The following is a 23019-nucleotide window of genomic DNA, read 5'->3' as shown; positions in this document are numbered from 1 at the left end:
TCGGGGTTTGGTCGGCGGCCCGGCCCCCCCCCCCCCCCCCCACCACCCCCCCCCCCCCCCCCCCCCCCCCCCCCCCCCCCCCCGCCCCCCGCCCCCCCCCCCCCCCCCCACAGCGGTGGGTGTGGCCGACAGAGAAAAAACATCACCCCTTCGTTCGCACCGGCGTTCCGTCGGCCATGAGGGTCACGCCCTTCCGTTCGACGATCATCCCGTAGGCCTGCGGCTGACGGTGAACGTCGAAATTGAACGTGGTGCGCTTGTAGGAATTGCAGAGATCGAGATCGCAGCGGGCGAGCGCGATCTCGTCGCCCTTGGTGGTGCATCGCGCGATGATCTCGCCGAAGGGGGCGATGACGCAGCTGCCGCCGATGTGATCGACGCCCTCCTCGACCCCCGCTTTGGCGACGCCGACCACGAACGTGCCGTTCTGGTAGGCGCCGGCCTGCATCACCAGATGATTGTGAAACAGCGAGAGATCGTCATGCTCGGGCGCGGGCGGATTGTGCACTGGCGTGTTGTAGCCGATCATCACCATCTCGACGCCCTGCAGGCCCATCACCCGGTAGGTCTCGCTCCAGCGGCGGTCATTGCAGATCGCCATCCCCATCACGCCGCCAAAGGCCTCGGTCACGCCGAAACTGCTGCCCGGATCGAAATAGCGCTTTTCCAGGTGCTGGAATTCGCGCCAGGGTTCGTGCTCGGCATGCCCGGGCAAATGAACCTTGCGATATCTCGCGACGACCTCGCCGCTCTTCTCGACCAGGATGGAGGTGTTGTAGCGCCTGACAATTCCGGACTCGACCGTCAGCTCGGCATAGCCAAGGTAGAATCCGATGCCGATCTCGCGCGCGAGATCGAACAGGCCTCTGGTCTCCGGCCCCGGCATCTCGCGCTCGAAGAAGCTGTCGATCTCGGCCTGATCCTCGAAATACCAGCGCGGAAAGAACGTGGTCAGCGCCAGCTCGGGATAGACGATCAAGTCGCAGCCGTTGGCGTGCGCCTGGCGCATCAAGGCCATCAGGCGCGCCACGACCGCGGTTCTGGTCTCGGTCCGCGCGACAGGGCCAAGCTGGCCGGCCGCCACAGTCACAAATCTTGCCACGATTTTCCCTCGTCCGCTTCCCGTCAAGTCGCGGCAGAGACTATCGCGCGATGCGTCGCGCGCACAGCCTCGCTGTCCGGCACGGTGCCCAACCGAGAGGCAGCCCGACTGTCACGCGGAACGCGCCGCTCACCATCCTGCGGCGGCGGGCTCGTTGAAGAACTGATCGCGCGCCGCCATGCGCGACGGCTGGCGGCGGCGATGCCGCTCCGCGACGCGCTTGTTCGGGGCGGCCGCCTTGGCCCGCCTGGGCTCTGCGGCCTTCGAGAGCTCCGCGGCGGGCTGCGCCGCCATCGCAAATGCCTGGCGCGTACCTTCCGGCGCAGCCGGCGCCACCGCGTCTGATGATGACGCCACAGTTTTGGTCAACGGAATCTGTCGCACGTTGGTGTCGAAGACGATCTTCTCCGGCCATGTCTGCGTAGAATGAATCCGAGCGATCGAGAGGTCCGGCCCGGTGTCGGTAGCGGCGCTCACGGGACCAGCCATGTAGTAATCAGCAAGGTACAGGAGGGCGAGCAGAGCGCCGCCGGTGAAGACGAAATAGCGGATGAGCGGCATGGGTCCCTCGATCGCCTCGCTATCGAGGCCCCTGCAGCAACGGGAAAGAGTGGCAAACGTTCCGGCGAGAGGGCGAGCAATCGCGGAGAAACTCGCTCAGTCGTCGCACTGGCATTCCGCTTGCTGCAAGGGAGGCAAATCCCTCAGACCCGCAGTGGGTCTGTCTCATCGTGAGGCGATCATGCATCCGACGTCCCGTTTCGAAGCGACCATGCCGACCCAGCTCCACGCATTGATCTCCGATCTGCGCTGGCGCATGCGAATGATCGACGCCGACATTCTGGAGGAAGAGCGGAAGGCTGGGATCTCCGATCCCCAGAACGTCGCCTACCCCATGCTCGCGCAGAACCTGCGGGCCCGGCGCGACAATATCCGCGTGAGCATCGCCATTCTCGAAAGCCGGCTTGAAAAGCAATCGACCGAGTGGCCGCGCGCGGCCTGATGCGGTGACGGGCCGAGCTCCAGACGCACGCCGACGCGAAGGAACTCGCGTTGCCGATCTGCAACGGTTCCCGTTCGTCTGAAGCCGGACAAAAGAAACTCCCATTGCGGCCACGAACCCCTCTCACAACGCCGTGAGACTAGCAGGGGAACTACGATGCGTGCGCAACGAGTCTGGGTGGTGAATGGGGCCGCCAGCGTCGAACAATTGCAAACGAGGTTGGACGATCTGAACAAGCGGCTCGGTCAACTCGAGACCCAGCACCCCGAGAGCTGGAAAGTCGAAGAGCTCAGATCGAGCGCGCTCAGCCTGTCGCGCGAAATCGACGAGATCCGCTGCGCCGAAGCGACGGCGGCGCTGAGCGAGCTGCTGCGGAAGTAGCCAGCGTTCGCGATTCGCCCGCGGCGCAAGGAACCAACGCCGCCTCCCCGCCATTGCCATGCCGAGCATGGAGCAAAATCATGACCAGGCACCTGACGCGGGCCGATCTCGCGCGCGGCGTGGCCGGCGCGGTATCCACGCTGGTCCTGTGCGCGGCGATGGCCTTCACCATCGCGCGCCACTTCGCATTGTAAAGCATTTGGCGCTGTGAGGTATTTGCGATGACGTCCGACCCCGAGGAATCGGTCAGGCTGCAAGGCTACGGCGAGATGACCTTGCGTACCGCCGTCACGACGATGATGTTGCTGGCACCGCGCGAGCGCGCGGACGCCGCCATCTTCCGCGTCCGCGACGGCGTGCGGCTTGCCTCAGGCGAAATTGCCGAACTCGCCTCCGAATGGGGCATCAAGCCAGCGCCCGAGATCAGGTCTCCGAAACTCGTCCCGGAGCAAGATTGGACGCAAATCGTTCGCGGCATGGTCCGCGAGGCGCCGCTGCCGGCGCTGATGATTGCGTTTATGGTCGGCGTGCTGGTGGCGAGGCGGTAGTCCTCTGACCTAGCTTGCGACGCCGAGTTATCGATATCGGCAAACGCCGAGCCATGCCGCTCGCACACGCCGCCCTGTCCGGCCAAATCGGTCGTGGACCCGCCCTGAAAATCGTTGCAAGAAGGCGCTCCCGGGCGCCGGCGGCCGGTCCGCCAAGCCTTTGGGAACGAGCCTTAGGAAAACGTCGACTTTTGGAAGAATGGTCGGAGTGGCAGGATTCGAACCTGCGACCCCTGCGTCCCGAACGCAGTGCTCTACCGGGCTGAGCCACACTCCGACAAGAGGCCGGCTTATAGCGTCGGGTTTGGCGCACCGCAAGCGGCCGAGCTGAGGAATCTTATCCCTGTGAAAACGGGTCTTGAAACGCTGATTTTACCGGCCGGCGAGGCCGGCGCGGAAGCTGCCGCCCGGACATTGGCCGCCGGCGGGCTGGTCGCGTTCCCGACCGAGACGGTCTACGGGCTCGGGGCGGACGCCGGCAATGCCGGCGCGATCGCCCATCTTTACGCCGCCAAGGGGCGGCCGGCCTTCAATCCGCTGATCGCGCATGTCGCCGACCTCGCGGCCGCGCGCCGGATCGGGCGATTCGACGCCTGCGCCTTGCGCCTCGCGGAGGCGTTCTGGCCGGGGCCGCTGACGCTGGTGGTGCCGAAGACGGAGAACTGCCCGGTGGCCGAGCTTGCCACCGCGGGCCTCGACACGGTCGCGATCCGCATTCCGGCCCATCCGGTGGCGCAGGCGATCCTGCGCGCCTTTGGCGGGGCTGTGGTGGCGCCGTCCGCCAACATCTCCGGCCACGTCTCGCCGACGCTGGCAGCCCATGTCGAGGGGGACCTTGCGGGGCGGATCGACCTGATCGTCGACGGCGGCCCGGTTACGGTCGGCGTCGAATCGACCATCGTCGGCTGCTTTGCGGCGCCGATGCTGCTGCGGCCCGGCGGGTTGTCACGCGAGCGGATCGAGGCCGTGCTCGGTGCACCGCTGGCGCGACTTCCCGCGGAGGCCGACAGCGACGACAGCCAGCCGCTGGCGCCGGGCATGCTGGCCTCGCATTACGCGCCACGCGCCAATGTGCGGCTCAATGCGCAGGATGTCGCGCCGGGCGAAGCGCTGCTGGCGTTCGGCCCCGCGCACCTGCCTGGCTTGGAGGCCGCAGCCGCGGTCATGAATTTGTCCCCCACCGGCGATCTCGATGAAGCCGCAGCCAATCTGTTCGGCTATCTTCGCGCCCTCGATGTGAGGAGCCCGCGGGCGATTGCGGTGATGGCGATCCCCGAACAGGATCTGGGCGAAGCGATCAACGACCGGCTGCGCCGGGCGGCTGTGGCGCGATAGCGCATGATCCGGAAAAGTGTGTAGCGGTTTTCCGACAAGATCATGCGCAAAGAGTAAGAAGCTTGAGAAGAGACAAGACAATGAACGTCAATCATTCCGCCACCCCACCGCTTGCGCCCGAGCTGATCGAACAATTCCGCAAGATCGTCGGCGAGAGGCACGCCATCACCGATGCCGCCGACATCGAGGCCTACGTCACCGAGGAGCGCAATCTGTTCCACGGCCGCTCGCCACTGGTGCTGCGCCCCGGCTCGACCGCCGAAGTGGCCGCGATCTGCAAGCTCGCCTCCGCGCACAGAATCGCGCTGGTGCCGCAGGGCGGCAACACGGGGCTCGTCGGCGGCCAGACGCCCCACAATGGCGAGGTGGTGGTATCGCTGCGGCGGCTCGACAAGATCCGTGAGATCGACACTGCGTCGAACACCATGACCTGCGAGGCCGGCGTGGTGCTGCAGATCGCGCAGCAGAAGGCCGCGGACGTCGACCGGCTGTTTCCGCTCTCGCTCGGCGCGGAAGGGAGCTGCACCATCGGCGGCAATCTCTCGACCAATGCCGGCGGCACGGCCGCGCTCGCCTATGGCGTCGCGCGCGAGATGGCGCTGGGGCTCGAGGTGGTGCTGGCGGACGGGCGCGTGCTCAACGTGCTCTCCAAGCTGAAGAAGGACAACACCGGCTACAATCTGCACAACCTCTTCATCGGCGCCGAAGGCACGCTCGGCATCATCACCGCGGCGACGCTAAAACTGTTTCCGAAGCCGCGGTCGATCGAGACCGCCTTCGTCGGGCTGAAGTCGCCGGACGCCGCGCTGAAGCTGCTGGCAATCGCGCAAAGCGAGGCCGCCAATGCGCTGACGAGTTTTGAGCTGCTCTCGGAGATGGCGGTCGATTTCTCGATCCGCCACGGCATCGACGTGCGCGATCCGCTCGCGCAGAAGCATGCCTGGTACGTGCTGATGGAATTGTCTTCGCCGGGTGACGATGCCCGCACGCCGCTGGAAGCGATCCTCGGCCGCGCCATGGAGGACGAGATCGTCGACGACGCGGTGATCGCGGCCAACCTCACCCAGCGAGCCGGCTTCTGGAAGCTGCGCGACGAGATGTCGTCGGCGCAGAAGCCGGAGGGCGGCTCGATCAAGCACGATATTTCCGTGCCGGTGGCCACGGTGCCGGCCTTCATCGCCGAGGCCAATGATGCCGTGGTGAAGCTGATCCCCGGCGCGCGGCCGGTGCCGTTCGGCCATCTCGGCGACGGCAATCTGCACTACAATGTCAGCCAGCCGATCGGCGCCAACACCGCGGACTATCTGGCGCGCTGGCATGAGATGAACGCGGTCGTGTTCGCCATCGTGCTGCGCATGGGCGGCTCGATCTCGGCGGAGCACGGTATCGGCGTGCTCAAGCGCGACGAGCTTCCCGATGTGAAGGACAAGACTGCAATCGAGCTGATGCGGTCCATCAAGGCGATGCTCGATCCGCTTGGAATCATGAACCCGGGAAAAGTGCTGTGAGTGTGCTCACGATCGACGCGATCACCGAGGCCGATGTCGAGCCCGTGGTCACGCTGTGGCAGCGCTGCGGCCTGACGCGGCCGTGGAACGATCCGCATGCCGACATCGCGCTGGCGCGGCGGCGCGACAATTCCACCATCCTGCTCGGCCGCGACGGCGGCGCCATCGTCGCCACCGTGATGGTCGGCCATGACGGCCATCGCGGCTGGGTCTATTACGTCGCCGTCGACCCGGATAGACAGAAGCGTGGCTACGGCCGCGTCATCATGGCAGCGGCCGAGGACTGGCTGCGCACGGCTGGAATTCTGAAGCTCCAGCTCCTGGTCCGGCGCGGGAATGAGCAGGCCAACGCGTTCTACCAGTCGCTGGGTTTCGAGGAATCGACCTCGGTGATGTTCCAGAAGTGGCTCGACGGCCGCACCACAACGCCAAGCAATTGAGATCGAAGCATGACGATTTCCGACCGCGTCCGCATCAAGGACGTCCGCGTGCTCTCGGACGGCTGGACTCCCTTGAAGACCACGACGTTCGAGTACCGGCGCGCCAATGGCGAATGGCAGACGCAGCATCGCGAGACCTATGAGCGCGACAACGCAGCCGCCGTGCTGCCTTATAACCGCGCGCGGCGCACGGTGATCCTGGTGAAGCAATTCCGCCTGCCGGCCTTCATCCGCGGCTACGACGATCTCCTGATCGAAGCCGCCGCCGGCGTGCTGGACGACGCCTCGCCCGAAATGCGCATCCGCGCCGAGGCCGAGGAGGAGACGGGTTATCGCCTGCACCACGTCCACAAGGTGTTCGAGGCGTTCATGAGTCCCGGCGCCATCACCGAGAAGCTGCATTTCTTCGTCGCCGAGTACGAGCCGGAGATGCGGGTCAGCGACGGCGGCGGCCTCGAACACGAAGGCGAGGACATCGAGGTGCTGGAGCTCGGCATCGACGAGGCGCTGGCGATGATCGTGGACGGCCGCATCATCGACGCCAAGGCGATCATGCTGCTGCAGCATGTGGCGCTGCATGTGTTTCGGTGAGCTGCTTACTCTTGAGCTCACCCCCGACTATCTCTAGTCTGTCGCCAACAAGAACCAGGAGACGCGCCCATGACCGCTTCGCGCGACGACGAATTCGGCTTTGCGCCCGACTATGACGCCGCCGTCCCCTATATGCAGCGCACGCGGGACTATTACGCCGCGATTGGCTACACCACGGCGTATCGCTGGGCTCACTACACTGAGGCGCCGTTCCAGCCGCTGAAGAAGCCGCTGTCGCAATCACGCGTCACGATCATCACGACGGCCGCGCCGTACGATCCCACCAAGGGCGACCAGGGGCCGGGCGCGGCGTACAATGGCGGCGCGAAATTCTACCAGGTCTATGACGGCGACACGGCGAAGCAGCACGACCTGCGCATCTCGCATATCGGCTACGATCGCAAGCACACCACGGCCACCGACAACGGCACCTGGTTTCCGCTGCCGCAACTTTTGAAGGCGAGCGCCGCCGGGCGCATCGGCGAGGTGGGCCCGCGGTTCTTCGGCGCGCCGACCAACCGCAGCCATCGCGTCACCCTCGACACCGACGCGCCGGAGATTCTGGCGCGGGCCGTCGCCGACAAAGTCGATATGGCCGTGCTGGTGCCGAACTGCCCGGTCTGCCACCAGACCACGGCGCTGGTGGCACGGCATCTCGAAGCCAACGGCATTCCGACCGTGATCATGGGCTGCGCCAAGGACATCATCGAGCACGCCGCCGTGCCGCGCTTCCTGTTCTCGGATTTTCCGCTCGGCAATTCCGCCGGCAAGCCGCACGACGTGGCCTCGCAAGCACAGACGCTCGAGCTGGCGCTCACGCTGCTGGAGACCGCAAGCGGCCCGCAGACCACGATGCAGTCACCGCTGCGCTGGAGCGAGGACGCTTCCTGGAAGCTCGACTACAACAACGTCGCGCAGCTCTCGCCTGAAGAGCTGGCACGCCGCCGGGCCGAATTCGACAAGCAGAAGGAGATCGCGCGCGGCAATCGCGCCGCCTGACGTCCTCCGACAACCAAAAACAAAAAGGGAGAGCGACGTGACGCGACCGTTCGAGGGCGTGAAGATCCTGGATTTCACGCAAGTGCTGGCCGGCCCCTATGCGAGCTACCAGCTCGCGCTCCTGGGCGCCGACGTCATCAAGGTCGAGCGGCGCGAGGGCGAGGACATGCGCCGCACGCCGCTCAGCCGCGAATGGGCCGAGCGCGGGCTGGCGCCGGCGTTCCAGGCCATCAACGGCAACAAGCGCAGCCTGACGCTCGATCTGCAAAAGCCCGATGCGATCGCGATCGTGAAGAAGCTCGCGAGCCAGGTCGACGTGGTCATGGAGAATTTTCGCCCCGGCGTGATGGACAAGCTCGGCATCGGCTATGAGGCGCTGTCCGCGATCAATCCGAAGCTGATCTACTGCGCGGTATCAGGCTTCGGCCAGACCGGTCCGGACCGGGTGCGCCCCGGCTATGACGGCAAGATGCAGGCGCTGTCCGGCATCATGGCGATCACGGGTCATCCCGAGACTGGGCCGACCCGTGCGGGCTTTGCGGTATGCGACGTGCTGTCGGGGGCGACCGCGGCATTCGGCGTGTCGAGCGCGCTGTACCAGCGCGACCGCACCGGCAAGGGCCAGCTCATTGACGTCTCCATGCTGGAGGCGACGATGGCGTTTCTGTCGGGGCAGATCGCGGACTGGTCGGTCGCCGGCCATCGCCAGCAGCTGTCGGGCAATCAGGCCGTCAGCCGCAGGACCACGGCGAATTTGTTTAGATGCGGCGACGGTCACATCCTGCTTGCCGTCAACAACGAGAAGCAATATCGCGCGCTGATGTCTGCGCTCGGCCGCGAGGACACCTTGAGCGATCCGCGCTTTGCCGACTGGTTCGCGCGCAACGAGAACGAGCCGGCGCTGCGCGCCATCATCGAAAAGGCGCTCGCGGCAAGGCCGGCGCGCGAATGGGAAACCATTCTGGAAGATGCCGGCGCGCCCTGCGCCAGCATCTGGAAGGTCGAGGAAGTGATCGACCATCCGCAGATCAAGGCGCGCGGCGCGATCCAGGAGCTCGATACGCCCTACGGGCGGCTTCGTTTCGCCGGCAGCGGATTCAAGCTCGCGCATGGCAGCGGCAAGCTCGACCGGATGGCGCCGGAGCTCGGTGCCGATACGGATGCGGTGCTGGGCGAGCTGGGATTTGACGCGGCGGAGATCGCCGGGCTGAGGGCAAGGGAGATTGTGTGAGGCCGAAGCCGCCTAGAACAACGACCCCTGCCCGTCATCGGCCGGCCCGGCCGCCGCTTTCCGCACCGCCCGCTTCGGTTTCGCGGCCTCTACCTCCGCCTCGATCTCCTCCGCGCTGATCGGAAGGAGCAACTGATCGTCGTCATTGGCGACGCGGTTGACGCGGGTGGAGACCGGGTGCCATGCGAATTCGCCGATGCGCGGGGCGGTCATCAGCGACAACACGGCATCGACGTCATCGCTGCGGCTGTCGAGCCAGCGCTCGAAATCGCGCGGGCTGATGGTGACGGGCACGCGATCATGCAGCGTGGCGAGATCCTCGCCCGCGGCCGCCGTGACGATCGCGACCGTGTCGAGCTCCTCGCCGTTCGGCCCGACCCAGGTCTCGAACACCGCTGCAAAGCCGAGCGGCGCGCCGTCGGCGCGATGGATGAAGAACGGCTGCTTGCGGCCATCCTCCGTCTTCCATTCGTAATAGCCGTCGGCCGGAATCAGGCCGCGTCGCCGGCGAATCGCGCGTTTGAAGGCGGGCTTCTCCAGCACCGTCTCGGAACGCGCATTGATCAGCAGCGTAAACCCGCGGGGATCTTTGACCCAGCCCGGCAACAGGCCCCAGCGCATCAGGCGGAAATGGCGCGCGCCGTTCTCGGCCAGCACGACCGGAATCGGTTGTGTCGGGGCCACGTTGAACCGGGGCGGGAAGTTCGGCTGCTCGATGTAGCCGAACAGTTGCCGCAAAGCCGCGGGGGCCGAAGTTATGACGAAGCGTCCACACATCCTTGAGGGCCTATATAGGGTCCGTTCAGGTCCTTTTAACTCCGAACGTTAACACTGCGGCAGATGAGCTCAACGGTCTCCCAGCCGGCGCGAATGCATGGACAGACGGCGCCCGAGGCAGCGGCCTGGGCCGAGCGGCTGCGCGTGGCCAACATCAACCCGCGGACCGGGCTTGCCACCGACTATCTCAACCATTTCAATGAAGCCGTGATGCTGCTGGAAATGGTCCCGGACATGCCGGAATGCGCGGAAGATTTTCTGACCTGGTCGCCACTTTCCTATGCCGAGCATTTCACCGCCTCGAATTTCAAGGCCCGGGATCTGGCGATCGAAGCCTATGAAAAGGCCGACCCGAATGTGCGCGCCCAGTTCGACCACCTTGCCGACACCATGACCTCGATCCTGACGGCGGTCGGCTCGGCCATGCGCGAGGTCGAGAAGGACACGACCCGCGTTCGCCTCGCCGAGCAGGCCGCCCACTGGGTCAAGCCGCTGATCGCGGCCTGCGGCGGCATCATCAATGGCGGCGCGGAAGCCGACATCGACACCATCATGGCGAACTGAGCCCGAACAGGTGAAGTCATGGCTGCGATCGTTCAGCCCACCCGTCCCCAGATCGCGGTCAGTGCCGCGATTTTTCGTGACGGCAAAGTGCTTCTGACCCGTCGCGCGCGCTCGCCGGCAAGGGGGTTCTATTCGCTGCCGGGCGGCCGGGTCGAATTCGGCGAATCGCTGCACCAGGCGCTGGGCCGCGAGATCGAGGAGGAGACCGGGCTCGATATCGACATCATCGGCCTCGCGGGCTGGCGCGAAGTGCTCCCCGCCGCGGCCGGCGCCGGCCACTACCTGATCATGTCCTTTGCTGCCCGCTGGGTGGCCCGGGAGCCGGTTCTCAACGACGAGCTCGACGACTACCGCTGGATCGCCCCGCAGGCCCTGGCGGGCCTTGGCGACCTCAAGCTGACCGGCGGGCTGGAAGAGGTCATCCAGTCGGCCCACCGGCTGATCGGCCCCTGACCGCCCCCGCCTTGCGTCCACCGCCCCGAGGAGGCATACACCCCGCCGATGTCGACGCGATTTCTGGCCATTTTTGCCCTGATTCTCGCCTGCGCCTCGGTGCCCACGAGGGCTCAGGACGGGGCAGCGCCGTTTGACGGCGATTTGCAGCGGCTGGCGGAGATCCTCGGTGGGCTGCACTATCTGCGCGGCATCTGCGGGTCCAACGAGGGCAACAAATGGCGCAGCGAGATGCAGGCGCTGATCGATGCCGAAACCCCCGCGGGCGAACGCCGCACCCGCATGATCGCCGGCTTCAACCGCGGCTATAACGGCTTTCAGCAGACCTACCGGAGCTGCACGCCGGCCGCGACGGTGGCGATCCGCCGCTACATCGAGGAAGGCTCGAAGATCTCGCGCGATCTCACGGCGCGTTACGCCAACTGAACTCTCCATTCGTCATCCCGGGGCGCGACGAAGTCGCGATTTCGGAATGACAGCGGCGGGAACCCTGTCATCGACTTTGTACACAGCCGTTAACCGTTCCTAAAGATGTGGCCTAGCGGGCGTTAACGCGCGTGCTACACCTCTCGCACAGCGCATCGCCGTGGATCGCGCCCCAGCCCTGATCGAGTTTCATGAGCCATCCAGTGTCCTACGCCCCCGCACGCGCGCCGCTGCCCGATCACGAGCAGAAGCAGGCCGCACTGAGCTATCTCAACGAGGCCTGGGCCGAAGCGCGCCATGATGGCGTCGACGGCGACTGCCTGGCGCAGGCCAGCCTGTTCGCGGCCCTTGCCGAGCTCGTCGGTACCTATGGCGAGGACGCAGTGGCGAAGTTCGTCGAAGGTTTTCCCGGCCGCATCCGCAACGGCGAATTCTCGGTCGACATCTCCCGACAGTAAGTCTTTCTCCAGGCAGCAAGTCTTGCCGAAAATGACCCCGCCACGCAGGCGGGGCCAGTCTACGGATGAATGACTTTACGACGAGGTCTTGACGACGAAGTCTTGACGACGAAGTCTTGGCAAGACGTCGCGAAGTCTGCCGTGTTTATCGCACGGGAGCGCTCTCGCCCGGACAAGCATTAGTCTTGGGATCGCCGGGAGATGTTCCCGCTGCCGTCGAGAATGCGCTCCCGGCCCGTTACGGCTCGATCTTGAGCGTCGCTTTCATGTTGGGATGATAGCGGCAGTAATAATCGACCGTGCCCGCCTTCTTCAGAACCAACGTCCCTGATTTTTTCGCCGGCAGGTTCACGTCGAAATCGCCGTTCCCAGCGGTCGCGGTGTGGGCGAAGACGTCCTTGTTGATCCATTCAATGGTGTCGCCGACCTCGGCCGAAGCGTCTTTCGGCGACACCTCGAGATTCTCCATCGTGATCTCTATGGTCGCAGCGTGCGCCGGGACGGCCGACGCCACGAGCAGGACCGCTGACGCGATCGCAGACAATCGTCCCGGCATCATCGCCTCCCTATTTCAGCTCCGCCGCGACGTGCTCGGCGTGCTGCTGATGGCCCTGGAAGATTTTCAGACCGGTCTGCAGCAGGCTCTTCAGTTCGGCATTGCTGGCGGATGGAATGAGCTGGGTTTCCAGCGCGCCGTTGACCGTTTTGTGGTAGGCGACCTCGTTTGCGACATAGGCCTTGTCGAAGGCCGCACCGCTCAGCTTGTCCTGTTCGGCGAGCTTCTCGCTCGCCTGCTTTGACAGCGCCTTGCTGGTGTCGTTGTCTTCAGGCGTGACGTTCAGCTTCTTGACCAGCGCGAGCGCCTGCTTGTTGACGGCCTCGTGGTCGCGCAGCATGTCCTCGGCGAACGCCTTCACGTCCTTGTTCCTGGCCTTCTTCTGCGCCTGCTTGGCTGCGTTGATGTCGATCACGCCCGCGGTGTAGGCGATATGGGCGATCTGCGGATCGGTCAGCTTGTCGGCGGCTCTGGCGCCTTGCAGCAGCGCAGGGCTCGACAACAAAATTGCAGCGGCGATCGCCGCGCTCCAACGAACGAACATGGTTTGAAACTCCTGTGGTGCCGGACGTTTTGCCGGCGCGTTGCTTCACAGGCGTTGGATGGGACTATGGCGCGAACGTTCCCGAAAAACTTCAGCCGCCGATGCCGAGCCGCTTCAGCACTGACACGGTCAGCCGCTCGCAGCGCCACCCGGCGAACGGGAACGCATCCATTACCACCGGACCGATCTCCTTCTCGACGTTCTCGCGCAACATGGTGCGCGCACGGTGCAGTCGCGTCTTCACGGTCTCGGGCTTGACGCCGAGCAACTCGGCGGTCTCCTCGATGTTCATGCCTTCCATGACGCGTGCGACGAAGACCATGCGGAAGACATCCGGTAATTCATCGATGGCGCGCTCGACGACGCGCTGGATTTCACGTTGGGCCATGGTCCTTTCCGGATCGCCTGCGGGAGAAGCGGGAAATTTGATGATCTGCGCCTCGAGCGTCGCTTCGGGCACCGAGCCCAGCTCGACATGGGGCCTGGTGCTTCGCGCCCGGCCAAGCGCCTCGTTGATGGCGATGCGCGACAGCCAGGTCGACAGCCCGGATTCGCCGCGGAAGCCGTCGAGATGGGTGAAGGCGCGGACATAGGTTTCCTGAACAACATCCTCGGCTTCGCTGTCGCTGCGCAGAATTCCGCGCGCCAGACGATAGAGCCTGCGGTTGTTGGTCTGCATGATCTCGCGCAGCGCGGTCTCGTCACGGCCCCGCGCCCGCTCGACCAGTTCGGCTTCCAATGTCCTGACTTCTGATGTTTTGGCGCTGGCGGACAGGCCGGCTGCGGTCCGTGGCATGGCGGTCACCTGCTGGTTTGGCTTCGTTCCGGACATTGGATGCCGCCCCAAGGGAAAGGTTCCCAAGTTTCTGTCCCTCCCTTGGGGGAGGGACCAGGGAATGTCCTAATCAGTCTCGATCGGGAGCGCCGGTTCCCTCGCCCACTCGCCCATCGAGGCGTCGTAGAGCGTCACCTTGTCGTAACCGAGCTGCGTCAGCAGCAGCAGGTCGATCGTCGCCGAGATGCCGCCGCCGCAATAGCAGATCACATCCTTGTCGCGGGTGACGCCTGCGGCGACGAATTTGGCTTCGGCATCGGCGAGCGTCGTCAGAGTCTTGTCGGCATTGACGAGCGTTGCCGCTGATACGTTGACGCTGCCGGTAATGCGGCCGGGCCGCCCGTAGCGGCTCGGCTCGAGGCCGCGATGAAACTGCGGACCGAGCGCGTTGACGATAACAGTCGCGGGATCGCCGAGCCGTGCCTTCACTGCATTCTTGTCGACGAAGAAGCCTGCGCGCGGTGTGGCCTTGAAGGTCGTGGCCGGATAACCTTTCGGGGCGCCTGTTACGACCGGCCGTCCCTCTTCCTTCCATTTGTCGAGGCCACCGTCGAGCACCCGCGCGTCAACGCCGAGCGAGCGCAGCATCCACCAGAACCGCGTCGACCACATCATGGTGCCGATGCTGTAGAGCACTACGGACTTGGATGCATCGAGGCCGTGGCGGCCGAAGGCAGCCTCCAGCTGGGCCACGTCAGGCATCATGAAGAATTGCCGCGCAGAGGCGTCGGAGAACTCGCCTTGCAGGTCGAGAAAATCAGCGCCCGGGATATGGCCCGCCTCGAACGTCTTGTCGCCGGGCACCGCGCGATAGGGCACGTCGCTGCCCGGCGGCACCGGCTCGTTGTAGGTCGTGCAGTCGTAGAGGCGCAAGTTGGGATCGCCGAGCTGGGCTGCGAGTTGCTCGGTGCTGATGAGGGATGTCGGTTGGGTCATTGTGCGCTCCCATGTCTCCCAATGTCGTCCCGGCGAAGGCCGGGACCCATAGCCCCGGGAAGAAATTATGTGGAGGCTAGTCGTTCGGTACTGCGACTTTCGCAACCGAGACACCTCGCGGTGTGGGTCCCGGCCTTCGCCGGGACGACATCGAGTGTGCTGCGCGCGCGTGCTGCCTCACCGCAAATTACTTACGCCTTCAACGTCTCCAGAAACCGCACCGGCTCACCTTGCGCGGCGGTCACGAGCTCGCCCTGCCACATCACACGGCGGCCGCGGATGAAGGTGCCGACGGGCCAGCCGGTGACGCGCAACCCGTCATAGGGGGTCCAGCCGGCCTTGGACGCGACCCATTTGTTGGTGATGGTCTCGCTGCGCTTGAGATCGACGACGGTGAAGTCGGCGTCGTAGCCGGCGGCGATGCGGCCCTTGCAGGCCATGTTGTAGAGGCGCGCGGGGCCGGCGCTGGTGAGATCGACGAAACGCGCCAGCGACAGGCGGCCGGCATTGACGTGGTCGAGCATGAGCGGCACCAGCGTCTGCACGCCGGTCATGCCGGAGGGCGAGGCCGGATAGGTCTTCTGTTTCTCTTCGAGCGTATGCGGGGCGTGGTCCGACCCGAGCACGTCGATGATGCCCTGCTCGATGCCGCGCCAGATTCCGGCGCGGTGATCGGCGCCGCGCACCGGCGGATTCATCTGCGCCAACGTGCCGAGCCGCTCGTAGCATTCGGGCGCGACCAGCGTGAGATGATGCGGCGTCGCCTCGCAGGACGCGACATCCTTGTGGTCGCGCAAAAATTCGATCTCTTCCTTGGTCGAGATGTGCAGCACATGGATGCGCTTGCCCGTCTCGTGCGCGAGCTTCACCAGCCGCTGCGTTGCCATCAGCGCCGCGGTCTCGTCGCGCCACACCGGGTGCGAGCGCGTGTCGCCCTCGATGCGCAGCGATTTGCGCTCGTTGAGGCGGTATTCGTCCTCCGCGTGGAACGCTGCGCGGCGGCGAATCACCTGGAAGATGCGGCGCAGGCTTTCGTCGTCTTCCACCAAGAGCGCGCCGGTCGAGGAGCCGATGAACACCTTGACGCCGGCGCAACCGGGCGCTCGCTCCAGCACCGGCAGGTCCTGCACGTTCTCGCGGGTGCCGCCGATGAAGAAGGCGAAGTCGCAATGCATGCGGTGATGGGCACGCTTCACCTTGTCGGTGAAGGTGGCCTCGGTCACGGTCAATGGCGAGGTGTTCGGCATCTCGAACACGGCGGTGACGCCGCCCATCACGGCGCTTCGCGAGCCGGTCTCGAGGTCTTCCTTCTGCTCCAGCCCGGGCTCGCGGAAATGCACCTGCGTGTCCATCACGCCGGGCAGGATGTGCAGGCCCTTGCAGTCGATCACCTCCGCGGCGGAAGCCTGCGACAGCGCACCGATCTCGGCAATGCGGCCGTTGACGACGCCGATATCGCGGGCTCCCTCGCCGTCCTGGTTGACGACAGTGCCGCCCTTGAGGATCACGTCGAAACGCTGGGTCATGGCTGAAGGCCTCTCTCGTCCCCAAGCGCAGGGCTTGAGGTCTTGTCGTTTTTGCCTTGCGGGCTTACGTTCCGGAGCAACATGTCGCAAGAGATTTTCGTATGAAATCAGCGTTTCTTCCGGACCGGGGCGTGATCAAGGTCGCGGGCGAGGATGCGCGCAACTTCCTCAATGGCCTCGTCACGACCGATGTCGACAAGCTGAAGCCGGGCCTGGGTCGATTCGGCGCGCTGCTGACGCCGCAGGGCAAGATCATCGTGGATTTCCTGATCACGGAAGCGCCTGCCGGCCATGGCGGCGGGTTCCTGATCGATTGCCCGAAGCCGCTTGCCGACGGCCTCGCCACCAAGCTGAAATTCTACAAGCTGCGCGCCAAGGTCACGGTGGAAAACCTGTCCGACGATCTCGGCGTGCTCGCGGCCTGGGACGGCAAGCCCGCGGCGCAGCCCGACCTCGCCTTCGCCGATCCGCGCAATGAGGGCCTCGGCTACCGCATCCTGATCCCCGAAGATCTCAAACAGAAGCTGTCCGATCTGATCGGCGCCGAGCTCGTCGATGCCGCCGCATACGAAGCCCACCGCATCGCGCTCGGCGTGCCGCGCGGCGGGCTCGATTTCACGTACAGCGATGCGTTCCCGCACGAGACCAACATGGACCGCCTTTCCGGCGTCGATTTCGACAAGGGCTGCTATGTCGGTCAGGAGGTCGTCTCGCGCATGCAGCATCGCGGCACCGCGCGCACCCGCAGCGTGAAGTTGCTGCTCGAGGACTCCTCGCCAGAGCCCGGCGTCAGCGTCATGGCCGGCGACAAGCCCGTCGGCACGATGGGCTCGTCGGCGAAAGGAAAGGGCATTGCGTTGGTGCGCATCGACCGCGTTGCCGACGCGCTCGATGCCGGCCAGCCGCTCACCGCCGGCGGCTTGGCATTGACACTTGCGGAACCAGACGTCGTGCGCATTCCAACGAAGCAACCCATCGCATGAGCCGTGCTCCCCGCCTGCATCCCGACGGAAAGACCCGCTGCCCCTGGCCCGGCGAAGATCCGCTCTACGTCGCCTATCATGACACCGAATGGGGCGTGCCGGAATATGATGACCGCGCGCTCTATGAGAAGCTGATCCTCGACGGTTTCCAGGCCGGCCTGTCCTGGATCACGATCCTGCGCAAGCGCGATAATTTCCGCAAAGCCTTCGACGATTTCCAGCCGGAAAAGATCGCACGCTACAGCGAGAAGAAAGTTCACGCGTTGATGAACGATGCCGGCATCGTGCGCAACAAGGCCAAGATCGGCGGCGCGATAGCGAGCGCGAAATCCTATCTCGACATCATGGAGAAGGGCCCCGGCTTCTCAAAATTCCTGTGGGACTTCATGGACGGAAGGCCCAAGGTCAATCATTTCAAGACCACCGCGAGCGTGCCGGCCTCGACGCCGCTCTCCATGCAGATCTCCAAGGAGCTGTCCTCGCGCGGTTTCAAATTCGTCGGCCCGACCATCGTCTATGCCTTCATGCAGGCGACCGGCATGGTCAACGATCATCTCGTCGACTGCCATTGTCACGCGAGCTGCGGCAAGACGCAGCGCAAGCCGCGCCTCAAGTCCAAATGACGGCCAGGAAGTCGTCACGCGATGTGGCGTCTCGTGCCTGGCAGCGCATGCTGTCGGGCCGGCGGCTCGATTTGCTCGATCCCTCCCCGCTCGATATCGAGATCGCCGACGTCGCGCATGGGCTGGCGCGTGTCGCCCGCTGGAACGGCCAGACCATCGGCGCGCATATCTTCTCGGTCGCGCAGCACACGCTGCTGGTCGAAACCGTGATGCGGCACGAGAACCCGCGCGTGGATCTGCGCGTGCGGCTCGCCGCGCTGCTGCACGATGCGCCCGAATATGTGATCGGCGATATGATATCGCCGTTCAAGGCGGTTCTGGACGGCCATTACAAGGCGGTCGAGAAACGCCTGCTCGGAGCCATCCACATCCGCTTTGGCCTGCCGCCGGTGCTGCCGGAGGAGATCACGTTGGCGATCAAGGCCGCCGATCGCGGCGCGGCCTATCTGGAGGCGACGACGCTCGCCGGTTTTAGCGAGAGCGAGGCCAAGCGCCTGTTCGGCAAGGATCCCGGCCTCTCCGACAGCGTCCGGCGCGACTATCTCACTCCCTGGACGGCTGCCCGGGCCGAGAAGCAGTTTCTGGAGCGGTTTGGCGCAGTGTTTGCCTGATCGTTGTCGTGGGTTAAAGTCCTGCGGGGCGGGTAGGGGCGCCCTTGCGCCGTGCCCACCCATTTTTCGCAAATGAGACGAAAGTGGTGGGTACGCTTCGCTTTGCCCACCCCGCCAACGCTCGCTATAATCTGCGGAAAAAGGTCCGCCATGATCCACGTCTGTTCCCTCGCCGCCCTTCCCGAAACCGTCCGCCTCACCAAGGCCAGCCATGTGCTGACCGTGATGGCCAATGTCGAGCAGGTCGCGCGGCCGGTGTCGGTGCTGCCGGCCAACCATCTCAAGGTGTCGATGGACGACATCACCGAGGAGATGGACGGTTTCGTCGCGCCATCGGAAACGCATATCGAGCAGGTGCTGAGCTTCGTACGCAGCTGGGACCGCGACGCGCCGCTGGTGGTGCATTGCTATGCCGGCATCAGCCGCTCCACCGCGAGCGCCTTCGCCGCCGTATGCGCACTCAATCCGGATCGCGACGAGACCGAGATCGCGAAGAAGATCCGGGCAGCTTCCCCGATCGCCTCGCCGAACCGCCGCATCGTCGGCCTCGCCGACCGTGCGCTGGGGCGCAACGGCCGCATGCTGCGTGCGCTCGACGAGATGGGACCGGGCGCGATGATGGTCGAAGGCCGCCCCTTCGTGATCGAGCTCGAATGAACGTTGCGCACGACAGCACAGGTGCGCTCCCTCTCCCGCTTGCGAGCAGGGCCATCGCAGGCGTGCCTTTACGCAAACGCCTCCACGTCGTCATGGCCGGGCTTGTCCCGGCCATCCACGACGTCTCCTGCGGCACGAAAAACGTGGATGCCCGGGACAAGCCCGGGCATGACGAGTTTGCGGCTGCACCGGCGATCGCCATCGCATGAGCGAAAAGCTGCTGACGCCGATCGAGATCGGCTTGACCGCCGCGATCGTCGCGATCGAGAATCATGAGCCGCTGATCCTCACCGCGCGCGACAGTGACGGACTGGCCGGCCTGCCGTTCGGCCCGTTCGATGCGCCGAGCCATCGCACCTTCGAGATCGGCCTGCGGGCCTGGGTCGAGGAACAGACGGGCCTGCGGCTCGGCTATGTCGAACAGCTCTACACGTTCGGCGATCGCGGCCGGCATGCCGAGGCCGGCGACACCGGCGCGCACATGGTGTCGATCGGCTATCTCGCACTGACGCGCGCCATCGGCGGCGAACTCGCAGACACGAGTGCGAGCTTCGCGCCGTGGTATCGCTTTCTGCCCTGGGAGGACCGGCGCGAGGGGCCGCCGGCGATCATCGCGCGCGACATCATTCCCGCATTGACCGAGTGGGCCGAAGAGGAGACGCCGGAGACGACGCGCGCATTGCCGCGCAAGGATCGCGTGCGGTTCTATTTCGGTCTCGACGGCGCATCATGGGACGAGGAGCGCGTGCTCGACCGCTACGAGCTCCTGTACGAGGCCGGGCTGGTCGAGGAAGCACGGCGCGACGGCCGCCCTGCGGCATTAGCACGCAAGGCGCTGTCCGCGCTCGGTACATCCATGCGCTTCGACCACCGCCGGATTCTTGCGACAGCGATCGCGCGACTGCGTGCAAAATTGAAGTATCGTCCTGTCGTCTTTGAACTTTTGCCCGCCGAGTTCACACTTACCGAATTGCAGTATACGGTGGAGGCGATCTCCGGCCGACACCTGCACAAACAAAATTTCCGCCGCCTGGTCGAAATGGAAGCCCTGGTCGAACCGACCGGGGTGATGTCGACACAGACGGGCGGACGTCCGGCGGCGCTCTACCGCTTCCGTCGCGACGTGCTCCAGGAGCGGCCCGCGCCGGGCTTGCGCGTACGCTCCCGGCGCTAACCCGAGATATGCGTGATCGGCCCCTGCCCGCCGATTGCCTGGAGGCTTTATGTCTGACGGCCCGTTTGACGTCTTCGCGCTGATCATTGCGATCATCGCTTTCATCATCGCGATCAAGGCCTCCAGCCAGACGGCTGAGCTGCGACGACGGCTGAGCTCGCTCGAAGAGACGTTCCACGCGCAACGGCCCGTGCAGCCGCCGCGTATCCCGGCAGATGTGTGGGCTGAAGCGTCCGCGACGACTTCCGCAGCGCCGCCGCCACTTGTGCCCCAAGCCGAGGCGGAAGCCGAGGCGCCGCCCCTGCTCGTCACGGAGGACGTTTCACCGCCCCCGCTCGAAGCGAGCACCGAGGCCGACGCGACGCCGCCGCTGCCCGCCCCCGCGCCCGGCTTCGAGGAACGGCTCGGTACGCGCTGGGTGGTGTGGATCGGCGGCTTGGCGCTCGCGCTCGGCGGCTTCTTCATGGTGCGCTATTCGATCGAAGCCGGCCTCGTCGGCCCCGGCGTGCGCGTGTTCCTTGGCGGCGTGTTCGCGCTTGCGCTGCTTGGCGCCGGCGAATGGTCGCGGCGCAAGGAGAGCATCTCCAGCATCGCCGCGCTGCCAATCGCCAACATTCCCGCGATCCTCACCGCGGCCGGTACGGCGGTGGCATTTGCGACCATCTACGCGGCTTACGCGCTCTATGGCTTCCTCGTGCCCGCGACCGCCTTCGTGCTGCTCGGCCTCATCGCGCTCGGCACGCTGGCCGCGGCGCTTCTGCACGGGCCCGCACTTGCGGGCCTCGGCGTGGTCGGCGCGTTCGTGACGCCGATCCTCGTCTCCAGCGGCAAGCCGGACTATTGGGCGCTCTACATCTATCTCGCCATCGTCACCGCCGCGAGCTTCGGCCTCGCCCGTATCCGGTTGTGGCGCTGGCTTGCCGTCACTACCATCGCCTTCGCCGTGCTCTGGATCTTTCCGGGTCTCGACACCAGCGACTTGCAGGTCGCGCCGCACGCTTTCCATGTGATCGCGGGCTTCGTTCTTGCCGCTCTTCTCGTCGTCTGCGGCTTCATGTTCGGCCCGACGATCGAGGACGGTGAGATCGAGCCGGTCTCGTCGGGATCGCTCGGTGCCTATCTGTTCGGCGCGATGCTGATCGTGCTGTCGAGCGCGCATGCGGACCTGGCGCTGATCGCCTTCACGCTGCTCGTCGGCGCGACGCTGCTTGTCGCCTGGCGCGCGCCGGCGGCCACCGGCGCGCTCGGCGCAGCCGCCGCGACCGTCTTCGTCGTGTTCGCCGAATGGGCGGTGCGCGCCAATCCCGACATGCTGGTGCTGCCGGGCGGTCCAATCGCCGGCATCGCACCGACGGCGATCGACAGCGCGGTGACGCTGCATCTGGTGATGGCGGCGATCTTCGCCGCCGGCTTCGGCATCGCGGGCTTCCTCGCGCAGGGACGTTCGAACTCGGCGATCATTCCGGTGGTGTGGTCGGTCGCGGGTGTCGCGACGCCGATCGCGATCCTGGTCGCGCTCTACGCACGCATCGCGCATCTCGACCGCTCGATCCCGTTCGCCATTCTCGCGGTGCTGCTCGCCGCCGCCTTTGGCGCTGCCACCGAAGCGCTTGCGCGCCGCGAGACCCGGCCGGGCGCCATGATCTCCACGGCCTTGTTCGCGACCGGCACGCTCGGTGCGCTGGCGCTGGCGCTGACGTTTGCGCTGGAGAAGGGCTGGCTCACGATCGCACTGGCGCTGATGTCGCTCGGCACCGCCTGGATCTCGATGCAGCGGCCGATCCCGTTCCTGCGCTGGCTGGCCGCGATCTTCGCAGGCCTGGTCACCGCTCGTATCGGCTATGATCCACGCATCGTCGGCGACGCCGTCGGAACCACGCCGATCTTCAACTGGCTGTTGTGGGGCTACGGCCTGCCGGCGGCATCGTTCTGGGCGGCGAGCCTGTTCCTGCGCCGCCGCGGTGACGACGCCCCTCTGCGCATGGTCGAGAGCGCCGCGATCCTGTTCACCGCGCTGCTCGCCTTCATGGAGATCCGCCATTTTGCGACCGGCGGCAACATGACGTCAGCACCATCGCTGCTCGAATTCGCCCTCCAAGTCTGCATCACGCTCGCCATGGCGATCGGGCTGGAGCGCCTGAGGCAACGCAGCCGCAGCGTCGTGCACAATGTCGGCGCGGTCGTGCTCACGGCGATCGCCGGGCTCATCAGCGTTTTCGGCCTCTTGATCCTGGAGAACCCGCTGCTGTGGCGCACCGATGTCGGCGGCGCCGTGTTCAACCTGCTGCTGCTCGGCTACGCGCTGCCGGCGGTGCTGATGCTGTTGCTGTCCTATGCCGTGGCCGGCGAACGCGGCAAGGCCTATGCCAACACGATTGCGGGCGGCGCGCTGCTGTTCGCGCTTGCCTATGTCACGCTGGAGATCCGCCGCTTCTATCATGGCCCAATCCTCTCCACCGGGGCGACGACGGGCGCCGAGCAATATACCTATTCGATCGGCTGGCTCGGCTTCGGCGTGGTGCTGCTCGGCGTCGGCATTCTCGTCAATTCCGAGCGGGCGCGACTGGCGTCGGCCGTCGTGATCGCGCTGACGATCCTGAAGGCTTTCGTCATCGACATGTCGACGCTGACGGGCGTCTACCGCGCGCTGTCCTTCATGTGCCTCGGCATCGTGCTGGTCGCGATCGGCTGGCTCTACCAGCGTATCCTGTTCCGGCGGCAGGTCGCACCGCCGCCGGCTCCGCAGACGAGCATTTGA

General features: G+C 65.6%; 27 protein-coding genes and 1 tRNA gene. 19 read left to right on the top strand and 9 right to left on the bottom strand.

All coding sequences use genetic code 11. The annotated features are described in order from the left end of the window. Positions 1 to 142: 142 nt before the first annotated feature. On the bottom strand, positions 143 to 1102 hold the full coding sequence (locus AC0L3P_RS11505; RefSeq protein ID WP_473301916.1) for an N-carbamoyl-D-amino-acid hydrolase: 960 nt from the start codon (positions 1100 to 1102) through the stop codon (positions 143 to 145). Positions 1103 to 1231: 129 nt separating this feature from the next. Next, a complete protein-coding gene (locus tag AC0L3P_RS11500; RefSeq protein ID WP_473301915.1) occupies positions 1232 to 1663 on the bottom strand; it encodes a hypothetical protein in 432 nt (143 codons plus the stop codon). A gap of 181 nt (positions 1664 to 1844) precedes the next feature. On the opposite strand from AC0L3P_RS11500, the gene AC0L3P_RS11495 reads away from it, so the two are divergent. The 3 genes from AC0L3P_RS11495 to AC0L3P_RS11485 all read left to right on the top strand — a co-directional run bounded on the left by AC0L3P_RS11495 (position 1845) and on the right by AC0L3P_RS11485 (position 3034). Further along, positions 1845 to 2105: a hypothetical protein gene (locus tag AC0L3P_RS11495; protein WP_027516488.1), complete on the top strand. Its 261-nt coding sequence runs from the start codon at positions 1845 to 1847 to the stop codon at positions 2103 to 2105. A 156-nt stretch (positions 2106 to 2261) separates the two neighbouring features. Beyond that, positions 2262 to 2486: a hypothetical protein gene (locus AC0L3P_RS11490; protein WP_473301914.1), complete on the top strand. Its 225-nt coding sequence runs from the start codon at positions 2262 to 2264 to the stop codon at positions 2484 to 2486. A gap of 221 nt (positions 2487 to 2707) precedes the next feature. Next, a complete protein-coding gene (locus AC0L3P_RS11485; protein ID WP_354057129.1) occupies positions 2708 to 3034 on the top strand; it encodes a hypothetical protein in 327 nt (108 codons plus the stop codon). A gap of 200 nt (positions 3035 to 3234) precedes the next feature. Here AC0L3P_RS11485 and AC0L3P_RS11480 read toward each other — a convergent pair. Continuing rightward, positions 3235 to 3311: transfer RNA gene (locus AC0L3P_RS11480), tRNA-Pro, on the bottom strand. 68 nt (positions 3312 to 3379) lie between these two features. Between AC0L3P_RS11480 and AC0L3P_RS11475 the strand changes: the two genes are divergently transcribed. The 6 genes from AC0L3P_RS11475 (at position 3380) to AC0L3P_RS11450 (ending at position 9138) form a co-directional block, all read left to right on the top strand. Then, on the top strand, positions 3380 to 4369 hold the full coding sequence (locus AC0L3P_RS11475; RefSeq protein WP_473301913.1) for an L-threonylcarbamoyladenylate synthase: 990 nt from the start codon (positions 3380 to 3382) through the stop codon (positions 4367 to 4369). A gap of 80 nt (positions 4370 to 4449) precedes the next feature. Further along, positions 4450 to 5877: an FAD-binding oxidoreductase gene (locus tag AC0L3P_RS11470; RefSeq protein ID WP_473301912.1), complete on the top strand. Its 1428-nt coding sequence runs from the start codon at positions 4450 to 4452 to the stop codon at positions 5875 to 5877. Continuing rightward, a complete protein-coding gene (locus AC0L3P_RS11465; RefSeq protein ID WP_473301911.1) occupies positions 5874 to 6317 on the top strand; it encodes a GNAT family acetyltransferase in 444 nt (147 codons plus the stop codon). Before AC0L3P_RS11470 ends, AC0L3P_RS11465 begins: the two co-directional genes overlap by 4 nt. Positions 6318 to 6326: 9 nt before the next feature. Then, on the top strand, positions 6327 to 6908 hold the full coding sequence (locus tag AC0L3P_RS11460; protein ID WP_473301910.1) for a GDP-mannose pyrophosphatase: 582 nt from the start codon (positions 6327 to 6329) through the stop codon (positions 6906 to 6908). Positions 6909 to 6977: 69 nt separating this feature from the next. Continuing rightward, on the top strand, positions 6978 to 7907 hold the full coding sequence (locus tag AC0L3P_RS11455) for a glycine reductase (protein ID WP_473301909.1): 930 nt from the start codon (positions 6978 to 6980) through the stop codon (positions 7905 to 7907). Between the two features lie 37 nt (positions 7908 to 7944). Continuing rightward, the gene (locus AC0L3P_RS11450; RefSeq protein WP_473301908.1) at positions 7945 to 9138 is read left to right on the top strand and encodes a CaiB/BaiF CoA transferase family protein; all 1194 of its coding nucleotides are present in this window, start codon (positions 7945 to 7947) and stop codon (positions 9136 to 9138) included. Between the two features lie 12 nt (positions 9139 to 9150). On the opposite strand, the gene AC0L3P_RS11445 is transcribed toward AC0L3P_RS11450, so the two are convergent. After that, entirely contained in the window at positions 9151 to 9915 is a 765-nt protein-coding gene (locus AC0L3P_RS11445; RefSeq protein ID WP_473301907.1) for an SOS response-associated peptidase, read from the bottom strand. A 63-nt stretch (positions 9916 to 9978) separates the two neighbouring features. Between AC0L3P_RS11445 and AC0L3P_RS11440 the strand changes: the two genes are divergently transcribed. The 4 genes from AC0L3P_RS11440 to AC0L3P_RS11425 all read left to right on the top strand — a co-directional run bounded on the left by AC0L3P_RS11440 (position 9979) and on the right by AC0L3P_RS11425 (position 11816). Continuing rightward, positions 9979 to 10479: a hypothetical protein gene (locus AC0L3P_RS11440; protein WP_275171650.1), complete on the top strand. Its 501-nt coding sequence runs from the start codon at positions 9979 to 9981 to the stop codon at positions 10477 to 10479. Positions 10480 to 10497: 18 nt separating this feature from the next. Then, a complete protein-coding gene (locus AC0L3P_RS11435) occupies positions 10498 to 10932 on the top strand; it encodes an NUDIX hydrolase (protein ID WP_473301906.1) in 435 nt (144 codons plus the stop codon). A gap of 48 nt (positions 10933 to 10980) precedes the next feature. After that, positions 10981 to 11358, top strand: coding sequence for a TIGR02301 family protein (locus tag AC0L3P_RS11430; protein WP_106945075.1), 378 nt, complete (start codon positions 10981 to 10983; stop codon positions 11356 to 11358). Positions 11359 to 11549: 191 nt separating this feature from the next. Further along, on the top strand, positions 11550 to 11816 hold the full coding sequence (locus AC0L3P_RS11425) for a hypothetical protein (protein ID WP_007594892.1): 267 nt from the start codon (positions 11550 to 11552) through the stop codon (positions 11814 to 11816). A 238-nt stretch (positions 11817 to 12054) separates the two neighbouring features. Here AC0L3P_RS11425 and AC0L3P_RS11420 read toward each other — a convergent pair whose 3' ends face one another. The 5 genes from AC0L3P_RS11420 to AC0L3P_RS11400 form a co-directional block, all read right to left on the bottom strand. Beyond that, complete coding sequence (locus AC0L3P_RS11420) at positions 12055 to 12372, bottom strand: cupredoxin domain-containing protein (protein WP_473301905.1); 318 nt, start codon at positions 12370 to 12372, stop codon at positions 12055 to 12057. A gap of 10 nt (positions 12373 to 12382) precedes the next feature. Further along, the gene (locus AC0L3P_RS11415; protein WP_275171642.1) at positions 12383 to 12916 is read right to left on the bottom strand and encodes a DUF4142 domain-containing protein; all 534 of its coding nucleotides are present in this window, start codon (positions 12914 to 12916) and stop codon (positions 12383 to 12385) included. A 91-nt stretch (positions 12917 to 13007) separates the two neighbouring features. Then, the gene (locus tag AC0L3P_RS11410; protein ID WP_473301904.1) at positions 13008 to 13712 is read right to left on the bottom strand and encodes an RNA polymerase sigma factor; all 705 of its coding nucleotides are present in this window, start codon (positions 13710 to 13712) and stop codon (positions 13008 to 13010) included. Between the two features lie 105 nt (positions 13713 to 13817). Then, entirely contained in the window at positions 13818 to 14687 is an 870-nt protein-coding gene (locus tag AC0L3P_RS11405; protein ID WP_473301903.1) for a sulfurtransferase, read from the bottom strand. 191 nt (positions 14688 to 14878) lie between these two features. After that, complete coding sequence (locus tag AC0L3P_RS11400) at positions 14879 to 16213, bottom strand: dihydroorotase (RefSeq protein WP_473301902.1); 1335 nt, start codon at positions 16211 to 16213, stop codon at positions 14879 to 14881. Between the two features lie 101 nt (positions 16214 to 16314). On the opposite strand from AC0L3P_RS11400, the gene ygfZ reads away from it, so the two are divergent. The 6 genes from ygfZ to AC0L3P_RS11370 all read left to right on the top strand — a co-directional run bounded on the left by ygfZ (position 16315) and on the right by AC0L3P_RS11370 (position 23019). After that, complete coding sequence (gene ygfZ / locus AC0L3P_RS11395) at positions 16315 to 17196, top strand: CAF17-like 4Fe-4S cluster assembly/insertion protein YgfZ (RefSeq protein ID WP_473301901.1); 882 nt, start codon at positions 16315 to 16317, stop codon at positions 17194 to 17196. Next, complete coding sequence (locus tag AC0L3P_RS11390) at positions 17193 to 17819, top strand: DNA-3-methyladenine glycosylase I (RefSeq protein WP_473301900.1); 627 nt, start codon at positions 17193 to 17195, stop codon at positions 17817 to 17819. The genes ygfZ and AC0L3P_RS11390 overlap by 4 nt, the downstream gene beginning before the upstream one ends. Continuing rightward, entirely contained in the window at positions 17816 to 18430 is a 615-nt protein-coding gene (locus AC0L3P_RS11385; RefSeq protein ID WP_275171630.1) for an HD family hydrolase, read from the top strand. The genes AC0L3P_RS11390 and AC0L3P_RS11385 overlap by 4 nt, the downstream gene beginning before the upstream one ends. Positions 18431 to 18580: 150 nt before the next feature. After that, positions 18581 to 19087 carry a tyrosine phosphatase family protein gene (locus AC0L3P_RS11380; RefSeq protein WP_275171628.1) on the top strand — a complete coding sequence of 169 codons (507 nt, stop codon included), beginning with the start codon at positions 18581 to 18583 and terminating at the stop codon, positions 19085 to 19087. 205 nt (positions 19088 to 19292) lie between these two features. Next, complete coding sequence (locus AC0L3P_RS11375; protein ID WP_473301899.1) at positions 19293 to 20261, top strand: NUDIX hydrolase; 969 nt, start codon at positions 19293 to 19295, stop codon at positions 20259 to 20261. A gap of 49 nt (positions 20262 to 20310) precedes the next feature. Beyond that, positions 20311 to 23019 (top strand): DUF2339 domain-containing protein, encoded by a 2709-nt coding sequence (locus tag AC0L3P_RS11370; protein ID WP_473301898.1) that lies wholly within the window; start codon positions 20311 to 20313, stop codon positions 23017 to 23019.

This window comes from Bradyrhizobium sp. WSM4874, assembly GCF_055811835.1.
The sequence above is the reverse complement of the archived record's forward strand: the minus strand, read 5'-3'. Positions and strand labels throughout refer to the sequence as shown.

Excerpts from the sequence above, each read along its gene's own strand:
- AC0L3P_RS11380 (WP_275171628.1), top strand. The coding sequence starts at position 18,581 with ATGATCCACGTCTGTTCCCTCGCCGCCCTTCCCGAAACCGTCCGCCTC.
- AC0L3P_RS11445 (WP_473301907.1), bottom strand. The coding sequence starts at position 9,915 with ATGTGTGGACGCTTCGTCATAACTTCGGCCCCCGCGGCTTTGCGGCAA.
- AC0L3P_RS11385 (WP_275171630.1), top strand. The coding sequence starts at position 17,816 with ATGACGGCCAGGAAGTCGTCACGCGATGTGGCGTCTCGTGCCTGGCAG.
- ygfZ (WP_473301901.1), top strand. The coding sequence starts at position 16,315 with ATGAAATCAGCGTTTCTTCCGGACCGGGGCGTGATCAAGGTCGCGGGC.
- AC0L3P_RS11500 (WP_473301915.1), bottom strand. The coding sequence starts at position 1,663 with ATGCCGCTCATCCGCTATTTCGTCTTCACCGGCGGCGCTCTGCTCGCC.
- AC0L3P_RS11425 (WP_007594892.1), top strand. The coding sequence starts at position 11,550 with ATGAGCCATCCAGTGTCCTACGCCCCCGCACGCGCGCCGCTGCCCGAT.
- AC0L3P_RS11490 (WP_473301914.1), top strand. The coding sequence starts at position 2,262 with ATGCGTGCGCAACGAGTCTGGGTGGTGAATGGGGCCGCCAGCGTCGAA.
- AC0L3P_RS11435 (WP_473301906.1), top strand. The coding sequence starts at position 10,498 with ATGGCTGCGATCGTTCAGCCCACCCGTCCCCAGATCGCGGTCAGTGCC.
- AC0L3P_RS11415 (WP_275171642.1), bottom strand. The coding sequence starts at position 12,916 with ATGTTCGTTCGTTGGAGCGCGGCGATCGCCGCTGCAATTTTGTTGTCG.
- AC0L3P_RS11370 (WP_473301898.1), top strand. The coding sequence starts at position 20,311 with ATGTCTGACGGCCCGTTTGACGTCTTCGCGCTGATCATTGCGATCATC.
- AC0L3P_RS11420 (WP_473301905.1), bottom strand. The coding sequence starts at position 12,372 with ATGCCGGGACGATTGTCTGCGATCGCGTCAGCGGTCCTGCTCGTGGCG.
- AC0L3P_RS11410 (WP_473301904.1), bottom strand. The coding sequence starts at position 13,712 with ATGCCACGGACCGCAGCCGGCCTGTCCGCCAGCGCCAAAACATCAGAA.
- AC0L3P_RS11400 (WP_473301902.1), bottom strand. The coding sequence starts at position 16,213 with ATGACCCAGCGTTTCGACGTGATCCTCAAGGGCGGCACTGTCGTCAAC.
- AC0L3P_RS11470 (WP_473301912.1), top strand. The coding sequence starts at position 4,450 with ATGAACGTCAATCATTCCGCCACCCCACCGCTTGCGCCCGAGCTGATC.
- AC0L3P_RS11375 (WP_473301899.1), top strand. The coding sequence starts at position 19,293 with ATGAGCGAAAAGCTGCTGACGCCGATCGAGATCGGCTTGACCGCCGCG.
- AC0L3P_RS11455 (WP_473301909.1), top strand. The coding sequence starts at position 6,978 with ATGACCGCTTCGCGCGACGACGAATTCGGCTTTGCGCCCGACTATGAC.
- AC0L3P_RS11460 (WP_473301910.1), top strand. The coding sequence starts at position 6,327 with ATGACGATTTCCGACCGCGTCCGCATCAAGGACGTCCGCGTGCTCTCG.
- AC0L3P_RS11405 (WP_473301903.1), bottom strand. The coding sequence starts at position 14,687 with ATGACCCAACCGACATCCCTCATCAGCACCGAGCAACTCGCAGCCCAG.
- AC0L3P_RS11390 (WP_473301900.1), top strand. The coding sequence starts at position 17,193 with ATGAGCCGTGCTCCCCGCCTGCATCCCGACGGAAAGACCCGCTGCCCC.
- AC0L3P_RS11430 (WP_106945075.1), top strand. The coding sequence starts at position 10,981 with ATGTCGACGCGATTTCTGGCCATTTTTGCCCTGATTCTCGCCTGCGCC.
- AC0L3P_RS11495 (WP_027516488.1), top strand. The coding sequence starts at position 1,845 with ATGCATCCGACGTCCCGTTTCGAAGCGACCATGCCGACCCAGCTCCAC.
- AC0L3P_RS11485 (WP_354057129.1), top strand. The coding sequence starts at position 2,708 with ATGACGTCCGACCCCGAGGAATCGGTCAGGCTGCAAGGCTACGGCGAG.
- AC0L3P_RS11440 (WP_275171650.1), top strand. The coding sequence starts at position 9,979 with ATGAGCTCAACGGTCTCCCAGCCGGCGCGAATGCATGGACAGACGGCG.